17 protein-coding genes are annotated in these 14785 nt (G+C 66.9%); 9 read left to right on the top strand and 8 right to left on the bottom strand.

Translation table 11 applies throughout. From position 1 onward, the window contains the following. Positions 1 to 51: 51 nt before the first annotated feature. Positions 52 to 963 carry an allantoinase PuuE gene (puuE, locus tag QO015_RS05405; protein WP_266280999.1) on the bottom strand — a complete coding sequence of 304 codons (912 nt, stop codon included), beginning with the start codon at positions 961 to 963 and terminating at the stop codon, positions 52 to 54. A 157-nt stretch (positions 964 to 1120) separates the two neighbouring features. Between puuE and QO015_RS05400 the strand changes: the two genes are divergently transcribed. Then, positions 1121 to 1336, top strand: coding sequence for a hypothetical protein (locus QO015_RS05400; RefSeq protein ID WP_266281000.1), 216 nt, complete (start codon positions 1121 to 1123; stop codon positions 1334 to 1336). 15 nt (positions 1337 to 1351) lie between these two features. Here the strand turns inward: QO015_RS05400 and QO015_RS05395 are convergent, their stop codons facing one another. The 5 genes from QO015_RS05395 to yajC are packed head-to-tail and all read right to left on the bottom strand — an operon-like array spanning position 1352 to position 5632. Then, entirely contained in the window at positions 1352 to 2194 is an 843-nt protein-coding gene (locus tag QO015_RS05395; protein WP_266281001.1) for a phytoene/squalene synthase family protein, read from the bottom strand. A 46-nt stretch (positions 2195 to 2240) separates the two neighbouring features. Continuing rightward, positions 2241 to 2645: an Mth938-like domain-containing protein gene (locus tag QO015_RS05390; protein ID WP_266281002.1), complete on the bottom strand. Its 405-nt coding sequence runs from the start codon at positions 2643 to 2645 to the stop codon at positions 2241 to 2243. A gap of 15 nt (positions 2646 to 2660) precedes the next feature. After that, positions 2661 to 3605 carry a protein translocase subunit SecF gene (gene secF / locus QO015_RS05385; protein WP_266281004.1) on the bottom strand — a complete coding sequence of 315 codons (945 nt, stop codon included), beginning with the start codon at positions 3603 to 3605 and terminating at the stop codon, positions 2661 to 2663. A gap of 20 nt (positions 3606 to 3625) precedes the next feature. Then, a complete protein-coding gene (gene secD, locus QO015_RS05380) occupies positions 3626 to 5233 on the bottom strand; it encodes a protein translocase subunit SecD (protein ID WP_266281005.1) in 1608 nt (535 codons plus the stop codon). 57 nt (positions 5234 to 5290) lie between these two features. Further along, on the bottom strand, positions 5291 to 5632 hold the full coding sequence (gene yajC / locus QO015_RS05375) for a preprotein translocase subunit YajC (RefSeq protein ID WP_266281006.1): 342 nt from the start codon (positions 5630 to 5632) through the stop codon (positions 5291 to 5293). A gap of 208 nt (positions 5633 to 5840) precedes the next feature. Here yajC and QO015_RS05370 point away from each other — a divergent pair, with 208 nt between their 5' ends. Both QO015_RS05370 and QO015_RS05365 read left to right on the top strand, forming a co-directional pair. Further along, the gene (locus QO015_RS05370; protein WP_266281007.1) at positions 5841 to 6737 is read left to right on the top strand and encodes an ATP-binding protein; all 897 of its coding nucleotides are present in this window, start codon (positions 5841 to 5843) and stop codon (positions 6735 to 6737) included. A 78-nt stretch (positions 6738 to 6815) separates the two neighbouring features. Continuing rightward, positions 6816 to 7166: a YciI family protein gene (locus QO015_RS05365; RefSeq protein WP_266281008.1), complete on the top strand. Its 351-nt coding sequence runs from the start codon at positions 6816 to 6818 to the stop codon at positions 7164 to 7166. A gap of 3 nt (positions 7167 to 7169) precedes the next feature. Here QO015_RS05365 and trmFO read toward each other — a convergent pair whose 3' ends face one another. Next, the gene (gene trmFO / locus QO015_RS05360) at positions 7170 to 8600 is read right to left on the bottom strand and encodes a methylenetetrahydrofolate--tRNA-(uracil(54)-C(5))-methyltransferase (FADH(2)-oxidizing) TrmFO (protein ID WP_266281009.1); all 1431 of its coding nucleotides are present in this window, start codon (positions 8598 to 8600) and stop codon (positions 7170 to 7172) included. 178 nt (positions 8601 to 8778) lie between these two features. After that, entirely contained in the window at positions 8779 to 8928 is a 150-nt protein-coding gene (locus QO015_RS05355; protein WP_266281010.1) for a DUF1127 domain-containing protein, read from the bottom strand. A 250-nt stretch (positions 8929 to 9178) separates the two neighbouring features. Here QO015_RS05355 and QO015_RS05350 point away from each other — a divergent pair, with 250 nt between their 5' ends. The 6 genes from QO015_RS05350 (at position 9179) to QO015_RS05325 (ending at position 14783) form a co-directional block, all read left to right on the top strand. Next, positions 9179 to 9976 (top strand): SHOCT domain-containing protein, encoded by a 798-nt coding sequence (locus QO015_RS05350; RefSeq protein WP_266281011.1) that lies wholly within the window; start codon positions 9179 to 9181, stop codon positions 9974 to 9976. 258 nt (positions 9977 to 10234) lie between these two features. Continuing rightward, positions 10235 to 11128, top strand: coding sequence for a substrate-binding domain-containing protein (locus QO015_RS05345; RefSeq protein WP_370877451.1), 894 nt, complete (start codon positions 10235 to 10237; stop codon positions 11126 to 11128). Positions 11129 to 11248: 120 nt separating this feature from the next. After that, positions 11249 to 12235 carry an ABC transporter permease gene (locus QO015_RS05340; RefSeq protein WP_266281013.1) on the top strand — a complete coding sequence of 329 codons (987 nt, stop codon included), beginning with the start codon at positions 11249 to 11251 and terminating at the stop codon, positions 12233 to 12235. 5 nt (positions 12236 to 12240) lie between these two features. Then, the gene (locus QO015_RS05335) at positions 12241 to 13008 is read left to right on the top strand and encodes an ATP-binding cassette domain-containing protein (protein WP_266281014.1); all 768 of its coding nucleotides are present in this window, start codon (positions 12241 to 12243) and stop codon (positions 13006 to 13008) included. A gap of 127 nt (positions 13009 to 13135) precedes the next feature. Continuing rightward, on the top strand, positions 13136 to 13471 hold the full coding sequence (locus QO015_RS05330) for a hypothetical protein (protein ID WP_266281015.1): 336 nt from the start codon (positions 13136 to 13138) through the stop codon (positions 13469 to 13471). 238 nt (positions 13472 to 13709) lie between these two features. Next, the gene (locus QO015_RS05325; protein WP_266281016.1) at positions 13710 to 14783 is read left to right on the top strand and encodes a GGDEF domain-containing protein; all 1074 of its coding nucleotides are present in this window, start codon (positions 13710 to 13712) and stop codon (positions 14781 to 14783) included. Positions 14784 to 14785 lie beyond the last annotated feature (2 nt).

Genomic DNA, 14785 nt, shown 5'->3' with positions numbered 1-14785 from the left:
TCGCAGGGCGCGAATGACAACCAGGATTTGCAGCGCCCGCGGCCGCCCGCCTCACGCCGGCTTGTGATGGGCGTGCCAGTGCCAGGCGATGTCGATGCGGCGCGGGATCCAGACCTTGTCCTTGGAGGCGACATAGTCGACGAAACGGGCGAGCGCCTGCGCGCGCGCCGGCCGGCCGACGAGGCGGCAATGGAGGCCGACATTGAGGAGCTTCGGCGCGCCAGCCGCGCCTTCCTCGTAGAGCATGTCGAACGCGTCCTTCAGATAGGTGAAGAACTGGTCGCCCGAGTTGAACCCCTGCGGCGTCGCGAAGCGCATGTCGTTGGTGTCGAGCGTATAGGGGATGATGAGATGCGGGCCATGCGGCCCCGCCACCCAATAGGGCAGGTCGTCGGCATAGCTGTCGGAGGTGTAGAGGAAGCCGCCTTCCTCCATCAGGAGCCGCAACGTGTTGTCGGACGGTTTGCCCTGGTAGAAGCCGAGCGGCCGCGAGCCGGTGATCTCCGTGTGGATGCGGATGGCGTCGATAATGTGCCGCCGCTCCTCGGCCTCCGGGAAATCCTTGTATTCCAGCCATCTGAGGCCGTGGCTGGCGATCTCCCAGTCCGCTTCCTTCATCGCGGCGACCGCTTCGGGATTGCGCTGCATCGCGAGCGTCACGCCATAGCAGGTGACGGGGATGCCGCGGCTCGAAAACAGCCGCCACAGCCGCCAGAAGCCGGCGCGCGAGCCATATTCGTAGATCGATTCCATGTTGAGGTTGCGCTGGCCCGGCCAGGGCTGCGCGCCGACGATCTCCGAGAGCAGCATCTCGGACGCCTTGTCGCCGTCGAGGATGTTGCTCTCGCCGCCTTCCTCGTAGTTGACGACGAACTGCACCGCGACATGCGCGCCGCCGGGCCATTTCGGATCGGGCGGCGTGCGGCCGTAGCCGATGAGGTCGCGCGGATAGGCTGTCGTCATGATGCTCTCGCGGCAGGTGTCGGGCCCGCTCATTCTGGGGAGTGTCGCGGCCCGAGACAAGGCGGGCGGCCAGTGGCGTCTTTACGCTCGGTTAACCCTGACAGCGCAAATTCGGGGGGATGGGGCCGCAGGATGCTCCGGACGAGGGAGAGCGCCGATGCAGCATGCCCCGCGTGACTTCGAGGCCGAGACGCTCGCCGCCGACGATCCGCGCTTCGTCGCCGCCCTCGATCTGCAGATCGCGCAGATGCGTCGCCTGCTCGATCTCATGGCCCCGGCCTCGGGTGCCGAGGCGCTCCGCGCCGTCCGCGAGGCCTTCCCCGAAATGCCGCTCGTCGAGCGCGCCCGCGCCGTCGCCGGCTATCGCGAGTAGAATTCCCGCTGTCTTCTAGACGTTGCCGCGCCGCGCCGCACGCCAGAGCAGCCATTGCGTGCGCCATTGCGGCAGCTCGGCCGGCTGGTTGAGCGCATCGAAGCCGCGCTTTTCCATGATCGCGAGGAGTGTTTCCACGAGCGCGACCGGCAGGAAAGCCGGCAGCACGGCGCGGTCGAGCGCGGGGATCAGCGCGCGGGACCTGGCGAGATGGCTGCGCGCGAGGGCGCGGAGATCGGCAAGCACGGCCGCGACTTCGGGAGTCAGTTTTCCTGCGAAGACGTCCTCGGCCTTCGCGCCATGCTTCGCCATGAGATCCGCAGGGAGATAGAGCTGCCGCCGCCGCGCATGCCAGGGGAGGGCGCGCAGCAGCCCGGTGATCGCCTGCGCGACGCCGGCATGGCCCGCGGCATCGGCGCTCTTCGGATCGCGCCCGCCGACGAGGATCATCGCGCCGCACTGGATGAGCGCCGACGCCGTCTCGCCGGCATAGCCCTCGAGATCGGTGACGCTCGGCATCGGGTCGTCATAGAGGTCGAACACCCGCGCATCGATGAGGTTGACGAGCGCGGCGCGCGGCAGGCCGGCCAGCGAGATCGTCTCGATCAGCGCGGCGGCCAGCGGGTTGCCGGCGGCGTCGCCATGCGGCTTGCCCTCGATGAGATCGCGCCACCATTGCAGCCGCACCTCGCCCGGCAACGGATCGCGCACCTTCTCGCGCACCCGCGCCACGTCGAGATTGAAGGCGTGAAGGGCGAAGAGATGCCGTCGTTCGGCCTCGGGGGCGAAGAGGTCGGCGAGAAAGCGCTCGCGGTCGTCGCGGCGCAGCTCGTCGGCGGCATAGGCGAAGGCGTCCATCGACGGTCCGGCGCTGTCTCGGGGAAATGAGGCGGATGCAGCCTAGTTAGGGTGCGAGGAGCGCCGCCGCCACCGGCCGGCCTTCCGCAAGCAGGATATTGTAGGTCCTGACCGCCGGTCCCGTCGCCATGACCTCGACGCCGATGCCCGCCTCGCGCAGCGCCTGGCGGAGCCCCGGCGCGATGGCCGCGATGTCCGCGCCGGTGCCGATGATGAGGACGTCGATGGCGTCGCGCTGGTCGAACACCGCCGCGAGTGCCTCGGCGTCGATCTCCGACACCGTCTTCGCCGGCCAGCCATGGATGCCGCTCGGCAGGGCGAGGATCGAGCCCGGATGGGCCATGTCGGCGAAGCGAAACCCAGCCTCGCCGCCATAGGCGTCGATCGGCACCTGCTGCGGCAGGTGTTGGTCGCGCGGGACGACCGCGTCGGGCCGGCGGGTGATTGCCATGGCGCGCCTCGCGCCTCAGGCCTTCTGCGGCTTGGCGTCGGCGTCCTTCTTCTTCTCGTCGAGCGCGTCCTGCCGGAGGCCGAAATAGATCAGCACCGGCGCGGCCACGCAGATCGACGAGAAGATCGCCGCGATGACGCCGAAGATCATGGCGAGCGTGAACGCCCGGATGACCTCGCCGCCGAAGATGTAGAGCGACAGCAGCGCGATGAGGGTCGTCATCGTGGTGATGACGGTACGGCCCAGCATGTCGTTGATCGCGCGGTCGATGAGGTCGCCGAGCGAGATCTTCTTGTATTTGCGCAGCGTCTCGCGGATTCGGTCATAGACGACGACGGTGTCGTTCAGCGAATAGCCGACCGTGGTCAGGATGGCGGCGAGCGAGGTCAGGTTGAACTCGTGCTGCGTGACCACATAGAAGCCGAAGGTCATCACGACGACATTGGCCGCCGAGATGATCGAGCCGACCGCGAACTGCCATTCGAAGCGGAACCACACATAGACCGCGATCGCCGCGAAGGTGACGATCATCGCGATGGCGCCGTTGAAGGCGAGTTCGCCCGAAACGCGCGGTCCCACGATCTCGGTGCGGCGGAACTCGGCCTCGTCGCCGATCGTCGCCTTGATCTTGGCGATCGCCTCCTGCTGCGCCGCCTCGCCGCCCGGCTGCTGGCCGATGCGGATGAGGACGGAGTTGTCGTCGCCGATCGTCTGCACCTGCACGTCGCCGATGCCGAGACCGTTGAGCTCGCCGCGGATCTTGCCGAGGTCGGGCTTGGCATCCTTCGTCTGGATCTCGATGACCGTGCCGCCGAGGAAGTCGATGCCGTAGTTGGGGCCGACGGTGAAGAACAGGATCACCGACATGATCGACAGGAACGCGGCGACCGGGAAGGTGAACTTCCGCATCCGCATGAACGGGATGGCGGTGTTGTCCGGAACGAGGCGAAGATGGCGCATGGACGTGTCCTTTCTTCGCGTCAGAGCGAGATCTTGGTGGGACGACGCCAGCGCACCCACAGCGCGACCATGAGCCGCGTGAAGGTGAAGGCGGTGAAGATCGTCGTGGCGACGCCGATGGCATGCGTCACGGCGAAGCCGCGGATCGGTCCGGATCCCAGATAGAAGAGCACGATCGCGGCGATGAGCGTCGTGACGTTCGCGTCGAGGATGGTGCCGAGCGCGCGGTGGAAGCCGGCATCGATGGAGGCGATCGCGGATCGTCCGGATCGGAATTCCTCACGGATGCGCTCGTAGATGAGCACGTTCGAATCGACCGCGGTGCCGACGGTGATGATGACGCCCGCGATGCCGGGCAGCGACAGCGTGGCGCCGAGGATCGTCATGATGCCGAAGATCATGATGACGTTCACGATCACGGCGATGTTGGCGAGCCATCCGAGGAAGCCGTAGGTCATCACCATGAAGGCGCAGACCGCGACGGTGGCGATGATCGAGGCGATCTTGCCGGCGCGGATCGAATCGGCGCCGAGGCCGGGGCCGACATTGCGCTCCTCGACGATGGTCAGCTTCGCCGGCAGCGAGCCGGCGCGCAGCAGGATCGCGAGGTCGTTGGCCGACTGGATCGAGAAGTTGCCGCTGATCTGGCCCGAGCCGCCGAGGATCGGCTCGCGGATGACGGGAGCCGAGATGACCTTGTCGTCGAGCACGATGGCGAAGGCGCGGTTGACGTTCACCTGCGTCACCTTGCCGAAGGTCTGCGCGCCGCCCGTGGTGAGGCGGAACGACACGACAGGCTCGTTGGAGCGCTGGTCGAAGGTCGCCTGCGCGTCCGTCAGGTCCTCGCCGGTGAGGAGCGGCGCCTCTTCGAGGATGTAGTTGACGCCGGGGCTGTCGAGCGCCGGCAGGACGATCGTGCCCGGCTTGCGCTGCGGCTCCGCCTGCCCGGTCTGGAACGATCCGTCGACGAGATGGAAGGTGAGCTGCGCCGTCTGGCCGACGAGGTTCTTCAGCCGCTCGGGATCGCCGAGGCCGGGCGCCTCGACGAGGATCCGGTCCTCGCCCTGGCGCTGGATCGACGGCTCGACGGTGCCGAGCTGGTCGATACGCCGCGCGATGACCTCGATCGACTGGTCGACGATCGAGCGGACGCGCTGCGTGAGGCCGGCCTGCGAATAGGTCATCTGCACGAGGCCGTCCGAACCGACCGAAAGGTCGAACTCGTTGACCGCGGTGCCGCCGAGCAGCGAATTGCTCAACGGGTTGCGCAGCGGCTCCAGCCGCTGGCGCACGAGATCGAGCTGCGACAGGTCGCGGATGCGCAGTTGCACACCCTGTCCCTGCACGCCGAGGCCCGAATAGCCGATGCGCGGATCCTCGAGCATCGCCGTGCGGATCTCGGAGACGAGGGTGCGCAGCCGACGCTGCACATAGTCCTGCCGGTCCACCTCATAGAGGAGATACGCACCACCCTGGAGGTCGAGGCCGAGCACCAGCTGCCGCTTGGGCATCCAGCTCGGCCAGGAATCGACCGTCTCCTTCGAGAACAGGTTGGGGACGGCTGCCAGGATCCCGACCAGGACGACGGCCAGGATCGCGATCATCTTCCAGCGGCTGAAGTGAAGCATGAATGGTGCGTTCCAGAAGGAGGTCGGCCGTTGAACCGGCCGTTATGAAGGCGAGGGTTACTCGCCTTCCTTGACCGGCTCGCCCTTGGCGCGCACATCGGCGATGGCGGCACGCGAGACGCGCACGCGGACATTCTCGCCGACTTCGAGCAGGAGCTCGCCATCGTCGACGACGCGGGCAATCTTGCCGATGAGGCCGCCGGTCATCACGATCGTGTCACCGCGGCGGACGTTCTTGATCATCTCCTGATGCTGCTTCGCCCGCTGACGCTGCGGACGGATCATCAGGAACCACATGATGGCGAAGACGAAGATGAACGGGACGAACTGGATCAGCATTTCCATGCCGCCCGGCGCGGCGGCGCCTGCGGCTTGTGCGTAGGCCTGGCTGATGAACATCGACTTTCCCTATGCCTCGGCGGTCCGGATGGAACGCATCGATTGAGCGCGTCGTTTGCGCCGGCCTTCACATAGGGAGAGACAACGGCTCGCAAAACGGCGCGGACTATAGCGGCGCTCCGGGGCTTTGCAAATGCAGCCGCCGCCGTGGTACCGCAGGCGGCCTTCATCCCCTTTCGACCCCCATAAATCAAGGAGCGTTCGCGACATGGGAGACGTCACGAGCGACACCGGCCTTTCCGCCATCGCAAGCCGCCTCGACCGGCTCATCGCGCTCATCGAGCGGGCCGTGCCCGCGCCACGCCCGCCTTTCGACCTCGACGTCGCCGACGCCTTCGTCTGGCATGCGGCCAGCGCCAGCCTGCAGCCGGTCCCGCGCGTCAACCGCGTCGCCATGGCCCTGCTGAAGGGCGTCGACCGCGTGCGCGACATCCTCGTCGACAATACGGAGCGCTTCGCGCGCGGCCTGCCGGCCAACAATGTGCTCCTCTGGGGCGCGCGGGGCATGGGCAAGAGCTCGCTGGTCAAGGCGGCGCAGGCCGAGGTCAACCGCGATCCCGCGCGTCTCCCCGGCGGCCATCCGGTCAAGCTGATCGAGATCCACCGCGAGGATATCGACAGCCTGCCCGAGCTCATGAGCCTCCTGCGCGGCAGCGAGCGCCGCGTGATCCTCTTCTGCGACGATCTCTCCTTCGACAACGACGACACCTCCTACAAGTCGCTGAAGGCGGCGCTGGACGGCGGCGTCGAGGGCCGGCCGGACAATGTCGTCTTCTACGCGACCTCGAACCGGCGCCACCTGCTGCCGCGCGACATGATGGAGAACGAGCGCTCGACGGCGATCAATCCGCACGAGGCGGTGGAGGAGAAGGTCTCGTTGTCCGATCGCTTCGGCCTCTGGCTCGGCTTCCACAAATGCAGCCAGGACGATTATCTCGCCATGGTGCATGGCTATGCCGCGCATTTCGGCCTCGATGTCGATCAGGCCGAACTCGACCGCGATGCGCTGGAATGGGCGACCACCCGCGGCGCCCGCTCCGGCCGCGTCGCCTGGCAGTTCATCACCGACCTCGCGGGAAGGCTCGGCGTTCCGATCGCCGGCTGACGGGGGAGGGCGGCTGGCTGTCGGTGCGGGCGGCTTCCGTTCGTCCTCGGTCATCATTCTCCGAAAGGACCGGCTGCCATGCGCTTTCTCTGCCTCGTGATCGTCGATCCCACACGCTTCGAGGGCCTGACGGCGGCCGACCATCAGGCGATCACCGACGAGTCGCTCGCCTATGACGGCGAACTCGCGGCGCGCGGGATCCTGATCGCCGCTCATGCGCTCGGCGAGCCGCCGACCGCGACGACGATTCGCGTGCGAGGGGAGGAGACCTTCTATACGGACGGCCCCTTCGCCGAGCTCAAGGAGCATGTCGGCGGCTTCATCCTGATCGATGTCCGCGACCGCGCCGAGGCGATGGCCGTGGCATCGAAGATCCCGATGGCGCGCTATGGCGCCATCGAGGTGAGGGAGATCCGGGTGCTCAGCTGAGGCTCACTCGGCCGCCTCGGCCACGGCGCCGGCGAGCCATGCGGCCGCATCGGCGCGGGCCCGGGCGGTCAGCGCGTGCTTCTTGGCCAGCGTCTTCTCGCTGCCGCGCAGCCGCTTGCCCGGTTCCTTCGGCACGGTCACCGGCGGGAACAGGCCAAAATTGACGTTCATCGGCTGGAAGGAGCGATTGCCGCCCTCGTCGGCCGAGAGATGGCCGCCCGTGATGTGACCGAGCAGTGCGCCGAAGGCGGTGGTCGGCGGCGGCAGCGACGGTGCCTCGCCGAGGCGTTCGGCGGCAGCGAAGCGTCCGGCCAGCAGCCCGATCGACGCCGATTCGACATAGCCTTCGCAGCCGGTGATCTGGCCGGCGAAGCGCAGCCGCGGCATCGCCTTCAGGCGCAGCGAGCCGTCCAGCAGCTTGGGCGAGTTGAGGAAGGTGTTGCGGTGCAGCCCGCCGAGCCGCGCGAACTCGGCGTTCTGAAGGCCGGGAATCATGCGGAAGATGGCGGTCTGCGCGCCATATTTCAGCTTCGTCTGGAAGCCGACCATGTTGTAGAGCGTGCCGAGCGCATTGTCCTGGCGCAGCTGCACGATCGCATAGGGCTTCACCGTCGGATCGTTCGGATTGGTGAGGCCGACCGGCTTCATCGGACCGAAGCGCAGCGTCTCGCGGCCGCGCTCCGCCATCACCTCGATTGGCAGGCAGCCGTCGAAATAGGGCGTCGAGGCTTCCCACTCCTTGAACTCGGTCTTCTCGCCGGCGATCAGCGCGTCGACGAAGGCGTTATATTCCGCCTCGGTCATCGGGCAGTTCAGATAGTCGGCGCCGGTGCCGCCCGGTCCCGGCTTGTCGTAGCGCGACTGGAACCAGGCGATGCTGCGGTCGATAGAATCGAAATGCACGATCGGCGCGATGGCGTCGAAGAAGGCGAGCGAATCCTCTCCCGTCAGGCCGCGCACGGCATCGGCGAGCGCCGCCGAGGTCAGCGGGCCGGTCGCGACGATGACATTGTCCCAGTCCTCCGGCGGCAGGCCGGCAATCTCGCCGCGCTCGATGGTCACGAGCGGATGCGCCTCGAGCGCCGCGGTGACGGCGGCCGAGAAGCCGTCGCGGTCGACGGCGAGCGCGCCGCCGGCAGGCACCTGGTGCCGATCGCCCATCGCCATGATGAGCGAATCCGCCATGCGCATCTCGGCATGCAGCAGTCCGACGGCATTCGCCTCGGCATCGTCGGAGCGGAAGGAGTTGGAGCAGACCAGTTCGGCGAGGCCGTCGGTCTTGTGGGCGTCGGTGGCGCGGACGGGCCGCATCTCGTGCAGCACGACCGGCACGCCGCGCCGCGCGATCTGCCAGGCGGCTTCCGAGCCGGCGAGCCCGCCGCCGATGACATGGATGGGACGCAAGGCGCCCGCGGAGAGATCGTTCGTCGTCATGGCGCGGACATTAGGCTCGCGGCGTCACCACGACAACAGCCGTCCGGACAAAGAAAAACGCCCGCCGGGGAGGAGATCGGCGGGCGTTTCTCAGAAGGGGCGGCGACGCGGGGAGGAGGTCGCGGGCCGCCTGATCACGGAGACGAGGGAGGAGGTTCGTCGCCGCGAAGCTTAATTCTCAGTAACCGGCAACCGCCTTGCGGGCGACCTGGTTGATGTCGGCACGGTTGATGCCGAGGTCGGCCAGTTCACGCTGGGTCAGGCGGGAAAGCTCGTTCTTCGTCTCGCGATACTTGAGCCAGGTCTTGTAGCTGTTGATGAGGTTCATCGTGGTCATCCTTCAAACTGATCTCTGGGCCGGCGAACGGGGTGGGGTTCTTGCCTCGCCCTTGTTGACCCCAATCTAGGGATGGACCGCTTTTATGTGCAGACCGAAAAAACGCATGGCTGGGCTGCGGTTGATGCAAGGCAGCATTAACGCCCCCAACGATTGTGCAGCGCATCATTCATCTGTGTGGCAGAGTCGCGGCCGGCAAGGGACGCGGTCGCTTTGACCACCGAAAAGAAGGAAAACCCGCATGCCTTCCTCGAACCGGCAATCCCTCAGCGAGATTGGACGACGCCTCGTCGACGATGTCGCCGCGCGCCATGGCTTCGACGCCGAGGCCGTGATCGTCCTTCTGGCGGCGCTCGCCGCGGGCGGCGGCAGGCAGGCGCAATTCGATCATCCCGCAGTCGGCGGCATGGGACAGTGGAACGCCGGCGGCATGATCATGATCGGCGACATGTTCAACAATGCGCTGAAGACGCGCGTTGCCGCCGCGCTTGACGATCTGGCGGAAGGACTCGCCTCGGGCGGGGTTTTCGAGGCCGTCCCCGCGCCGACGGCCGGGGAGCGCCGCGACGGCCGCGAGGCGGCGCCGCTGTTCGCGCCGGGCGCCGGCTTCTCGCCATGGCCGGCGGAACTCGGGCGCCCGGCGGCGAGCGGCGCGCAGAACGACCTCCACTATGCCTATTTTCCCGACAGCCGGCGCCTCGCGATCCGCAAGGGCGGACATGTCACGCTCTACGATACGGCCGACCACGCGATCGGCGGCGTCTCGCAGCAGCAGGGCACCGGCGCGGACGTCTCCTTCACCAGCCAGCACGGCACGGTGCGCCTCTCCGATCTCGCGGTGATCGGCCGTCCGCCCGTCGCGGAGGACAAGCCCCTTTCGGAAGCGGTGCCAGCCGAATCGCCGCGCGCCGGCGCCTCTCCGGACCTCTCGGGCGACATCCTGGCGAAGATCGAGCGTCTCGCCGCGATGCGCGACCGCGGCATCCTTTCGGATGAGGAGTTCGCCGCCAAGAAGACCGAGCTTCTGGCACGGCTGTGAGATCCCTCCTGAAACGATTGAAATTTCTGCGCGACGCGGTCGGCCGGTGATTGTGGGACCGGTATCAACTGTGCCACTGTCTGCCCGAGACGTCTGTCTCCGCGGTGAGGGTTAGGAGGACCCGATCCGTGCAGAGGGCCGCGCCGAGGCACCGGCGGCTGCGCGCTCCCCCACCGCGCCGGACACCAACGAGAAGAATTGTTTCGGGAGGATCTTTCCGTGTTCAAGAAGCTGACCCTCGCTTTGTCGGCGCTCGTCATGGCCATTGCCATGCCGCTCGCCGCCGAGGCCAAGACCTTCTACTGGATATCGCATGGCTCGGTGGCCGATCCGGTATGGACCTACTTCCTCGCCGGCGCCAAGCAGTGGGCGACCGACACCGGCAACACCGTCAACACCTCGTTCCACGAGGGCAACGTCGCCTCGCAGCAGGAGGCCGTCCGCGCCGCCATCGCCGCCAAGGCCGATGGCATCGTCACGACCAGCCCCGATCCGGGCAGCCTGGTCGAGGTCGCCAAGGAAGCCAACGCCGCCGACATTCCGATCATCAACTTCAACACGCCCGACCCGCAGGCCAGCTTCGACGCCTATGTCGGCGGCGACAATGTCGTGTTCGGTCGTGGCTGGGCGCAGTATCTGGTCGACAAGGGCCTGGTGAAGAAGGGCGATTTCGTCTGGATGCCCGTCGAGATTCCCGGCGCCACTTATGGCGTGCAGGAAGAGGAAGGCATCAAGAGCGTGTTTGAGCCGCTCGGCATCACCTATGAGGTGACCGAGGCCAAGCTCGATCAGGCCGAAGCCATCAACCGCATGGTCGATTACCTCACCGCCAACCGGCAGAAGGTGAAGGCGATCATCGGCCTCGGCGACCTCGTCACCGGCTCGATCAAGCGCGTCTTCGACCAGGTCGGCGTCAAGCCGGGCGAGATTCCGGTCGTCGGCTGGGGCAATTCGCTCGATACCACGCAGGAAGTGCTTCAGGGCTATGTGAACGCCGCCCAGTGGCAGGACCCGCAGGCGACCTCCTATGTCGCCCTCTCGCTCGCCAACATGGCCGCGAGCGGCATTCCTCCGGGCTTCAACGTGATCACCGGCGCCCTCTACGAGAAGGACACCGCGCAGATCTACGACGACATCCTGTCGGGCAAGTAATCGCACGGTAGATCCAGGGTTCGGCGCGTCGGTCGTCTGGCCGGCGCGCCTCCTTCGCCCCCGCTTGCGGGACGGCCAGCCGTCCTGTCACGTCAGACCCTCAGCATCGGCGCCCCGCTCGTGGAAAAGCACAGCTTCGTCCAGCGACTTATCGCCCGGCCGGAATTCGGGCCGCTCGTCCTCCTCCTGGTCGAGCTGGCCGTCTTCTGGTCGATCAATCATGAATTCCTCTCGGTCGGAAACATCAGCAACACGCTGAGCTTCACGGTCGAGCTCGGTCTCATCGCGCTGGCGATGACGCTGCTCATGACGTCCGGAGAGTTCGACCTTTCGGTCGGCTCCGTGTTCGGCTTCGCGCCCGTCGTGATGTGGACACTGTTCAACACCGGCGCCGCCTCGCTCGAACTCGCCTTCCTCGTGGCGATGCTCCTGGCCGCCGTGATCGGCTGGGCCAATGGCTGGTTCGTGACGCGCATCCGCATCTCGTCCTTCCTCGTGACGCTCGGCATGCTGCTCGTCGTGCGCGGAACGGCGCTCTACATCTCCGACGGCTTCCCGCAGCGCACCTGGAATTCGGGCGAGCAGTGGCTGGCCGATATCCTGGTCGGGTCGTTCTATATCGGCTCGTTCCGCCTCTATGCCTCGCTGTTCTGGTTCATCGGCTTCGCCGTCGTGCTCGGCTATCTCTTGACCGGCACGCGCGTCGGCAACTGGATCCAGGCGTCGGGCGGCAATCCGGGCGCGGCGCGCGCCCGCGGTGTCAATGTCGACCGGGTGAAGGTTGCCCTGTTCATGCTCTCCGCCATGCTGGCGGCGCTGGCCGGCATCATCTCGTCGATCCGCACCTCGTCCGCCAACCCCAACAGCGGCTCGGGCTACGAGCTCGAGGTCATCGCGATGGTGGTGATCGGCGGCACGGCGCTGACGGGCGGGCGCGGCACCATCATCGGCACTGTGCTCGGCGTGTTCATCCTGCGCGTGATGCGCAACGGCATCGTCCTGATCGGCGTGCCGGGGCTCGCCTACAACATCTTCATCGGTGCGATCATCCTCGGGATGATGACACTCCATTCCTGGCTGGAACGCCGGCATCAGTCGGGGACCTGAGGATCATGGCCGAACCCCTCATCCGCATGGCGAGCATCCGCAAGGCCTATGGTCGTGTCACGGCGCTCGATGGCGTCGACTTCCACGTGAACGAGCGCGAGATCGTCGGCCTGCTGGGCGACAACGGCGCCGGCAAGTCGACGCTCATCAAGGTGCTGTCCGGCGCCGTTCCGCTCACGAGCGGCGACATCTTCGTGCGCGGCAAGAAAGTCAATTTTCGAGCCACCAACGACGCCATCGCCGCGGGCATCGAGACGATCTACCAGGACTCCGCGCTCGTCACCCAGCTGTCGATCGCGCGCAACCTCTTTCTCGGCCGCGAGCCGCTCAAGGGGCCGCGCTTCCTGAACCGGATGGACCAGGACCACATGAACGCGGTGGCGCGCGATCTGCTGAAGCAGGTCGGCATCACCAAGAACATCCCGCCGACGACCCCGATCGGTTCCCTGTCGGGCGGCGAGCGCCAGGCGGTGGCGATTGCCCGCGCGATGTATTTCGACAGCGATCTCATCATCCTCGACGAGCCGACCAACAATCTCGGCGTGGCCGAGACGCAGGGCGTGCTGTCCTTCGTCCGCAACGCGCGCGACTCCGGCCATTCCTGCATCTTCATCGCCCACAACATCCACCACGTCTTCCAGGTCGTGGACAGGATCGTGGTCATGCGCCGCGGCAAGGTGGTCGCCGACGACATCGACCCGAAGACGACCAGCGTCGCCGCGGTCGAGGCGGTGATCACGGGCATGAACGAGCCGGGAGCGACGCATCACTGAGACGGCGCGGCACCAATCTGGCCTGCGCCGTCGCATCGCGGCGCACCTTCTGCTAAAGTTCGCCCGAACCGACTCGTCGCCCGCGCCGCGGCGGTCCAACGCAATGCCGCAACCGAGAAGCGTTCCGATGAAGCACGCCTATCCCGCCATCCTCGCACTCCTCGCCGCCAGCGTCCTCGCCGGCTGCCAGTCGACCGCGCCGACGCAGGTCTCCGTTCCGCCGGCGGCCTCGGCCAACGAGCCGCTCGCCTGGGTGCGCAAGGACGGCCAGAGCGGCCGCGCCAATCCGGCACTTGCCGACCAGTTCGCGACCGATCGCGCCGCCTGCGTCCTGCCGCCCGGCGACAATGCCGCTCTGCGCGCCGCCGAGGCCTGCATGTCGGCCCGCGGCTATGTGCTGGTGCCCGCCGCTCAGGCGGCTGCCACCGCCGCCCAGTTCCGCAAGCAGGCCGGTTACTCCTGACCCCTGCTGCCACCCCCTGCGAGGCGGGCGCCCGCGCCCGCCTGTGCCGTCTGCAACCAGAAGCGGCGGCTAGAGATTTCGCAACCATATCTCCGGTTGAAATAGATTCGGAAACCCTCCATTAGCTGGCTGTCGGCCAAGTTGCCGACTTTGTCGTCAGAGGTGAGGTCGCCGTCGTGCGGCCTGCGGCAAGAGACCAGCGATGATGCGCCAGGATTGGGCCTCTGGAGCGGCTTCCATGTCTGAGTCGGCGGGCGATCTGTCGTCGCTGGCCAGGCGCCGCAAACAGATCGTCATGATCGTGATTGCGGCCGGCGCGCTGGTCTTTCTCGGGCTCTGGGCCTTCGAGACGAGCGCCGGCCTCATCAAGCCCAGCGATCAATGGGCTTACCCGATCGTCATCATCTTTCTTTGCGTGAACCTGCTGGGCGTGGCCGCGAAGCCGTGGTTCCAACCCTATGCGGAACTCGCCTGCTATTTCGGCGTCGCGTTCTATCTCGTCGCGCAGGTGGTCCTTTTCGCCCTCGGGCCCCCGGAAGAGAGCATCTACGACGTCGCCAATACCCTGCAATGGATGCCGGCGCTCTATGTCGCCGCCTTCATGTTGCTGTCGCGACGGCGCGCGGTCGCGGCCGCCTCGGTGACATTCCTGCTTTCGGCTCTGGCGCTCGGGATCGCGGCTCTCGATGCCTCCGAGGAGGGGGATCTCAGGGTCAGCGCCCTTCTTGTCAATGCGGTGGTCGCGCATCTGCTCACGCTGCTCCTGCTGTCGCTCGTGGCGATGCTGCGGCTGGAGTTCGACCGCGTCTCCCGCCACGCGCGCAGCATGGAGGACGCTGCGAGGACCGACCCCCTGACCGGCATCGCCAACCGGCGCGCTCTCGAAGAATGGATGCAGGCCTTCGAGGACCATGACGACCACAAGTCGGCTGCCCTGGTCCTGTTCGATATCGACCACTTCAAGTCGATCAACGACCGGCATGGCCATCTCGTCGGCGACGAGATCCTCGTCACGACGGCACAACTGATCCGCAGCCAGTTGCGGCCGATCGACCGGGTCGGCCGCTGGGGCGGCGAGGAATTCCTGGTCATCCTCGACAATGTCACGATGACCAATGCGCTGCGCTTCGCCGACCGGGTCCGCCATCTCGTGACGATTTCCGCTCATCCCGTAGCCGGCTCGATCACCATCAGCGCCGGCATCGCGCTGTGTTCGCCGGGAGAAGCGGTGGCGGAGACGTTCCGCTCTGCCGACGCCGCCCTCTATGCGGCGAAGAGCGGCGGACGCAACCGCGTCTCCGATCGCGCCTGACC

Source organism: Kaistia geumhonensis, from assembly GCF_030815145.1.
GTDB lineage: Bacteria > Pseudomonadota > Alphaproteobacteria > Rhizobiales > Kaistiaceae > Kaistia > Kaistia geumhonensis.
Note: the sequence above shows the minus strand (reverse complement) of the source record. Positions and strands in the feature narration are given on the sequence as shown.

Coding starts and splice junctions, on each gene's coding strand:
- QO015_RS05330 (WP_266281015.1), top strand. CDS start 13,136: ATGAAGCACGCCTATCCCGCCATCCTCGCACTCCTCGCCGCCAGCGTC.
- QO015_RS05355 (WP_266281010.1), bottom strand. CDS start 8,928: ATGAACCTCATCAACAGCTACAAGACCTGGCTCAAGTATCGCGAGACG.
- QO015_RS05400 (WP_266281000.1), top strand. CDS start 1,121: ATGCAGCATGCCCCGCGTGACTTCGAGGCCGAGACGCTCGCCGCCGAC.
- puuE (WP_266280999.1), bottom strand. CDS start 963: ATGACGACAGCCTATCCGCGCGACCTCATCGGCTACGGCCGCACGCCG.
- QO015_RS05390 (WP_266281002.1), bottom strand. CDS start 2,645: ATGGCAATCACCCGCCGGCCCGACGCGGTCGTCCCGCGCGACCAACAC.
- trmFO (WP_266281009.1), bottom strand. CDS start 8,600: ATGACGACGAACGATCTCTCCGCGGGCGCCTTGCGTCCCATCCATGTC.
- yajC (WP_266281006.1), bottom strand. CDS start 5,632: ATGTTCATCAGCCAGGCCTACGCACAAGCCGCAGGCGCCGCCGCGCCG.
- QO015_RS05365 (WP_266281008.1), top strand. CDS start 6,816: ATGCGCTTTCTCTGCCTCGTGATCGTCGATCCCACACGCTTCGAGGGC.
- QO015_RS05335 (WP_266281014.1), top strand. CDS start 12,241: ATGGCCGAACCCCTCATCCGCATGGCGAGCATCCGCAAGGCCTATGGT.
- QO015_RS05350 (WP_266281011.1), top strand. CDS start 9,179: ATGCCTTCCTCGAACCGGCAATCCCTCAGCGAGATTGGACGACGCCTC.
- QO015_RS05370 (WP_266281007.1), top strand. CDS start 5,841: ATGGGAGACGTCACGAGCGACACCGGCCTTTCCGCCATCGCAAGCCGC.
- secF (WP_266281004.1), bottom strand. CDS start 3,605: ATGCGCCATCTTCGCCTCGTTCCGGACAACACCGCCATCCCGTTCATG.
- QO015_RS05345 (WP_370877451.1), top strand. CDS start 10,235: ATGGCCATTGCCATGCCGCTCGCCGCCGAGGCCAAGACCTTCTACTGG.
- QO015_RS05325 (WP_266281016.1), top strand. CDS start 13,710: ATGTCTGAGTCGGCGGGCGATCTGTCGTCGCTGGCCAGGCGCCGCAAA.
- QO015_RS05395 (WP_266281001.1), bottom strand. CDS start 2,194: ATGGACGCCTTCGCCTATGCCGCCGACGAGCTGCGCCGCGACGACCGC.
- secD (WP_266281005.1), bottom strand. CDS start 5,233: ATGCTTCACTTCAGCCGCTGGAAGATGATCGCGATCCTGGCCGTCGTC.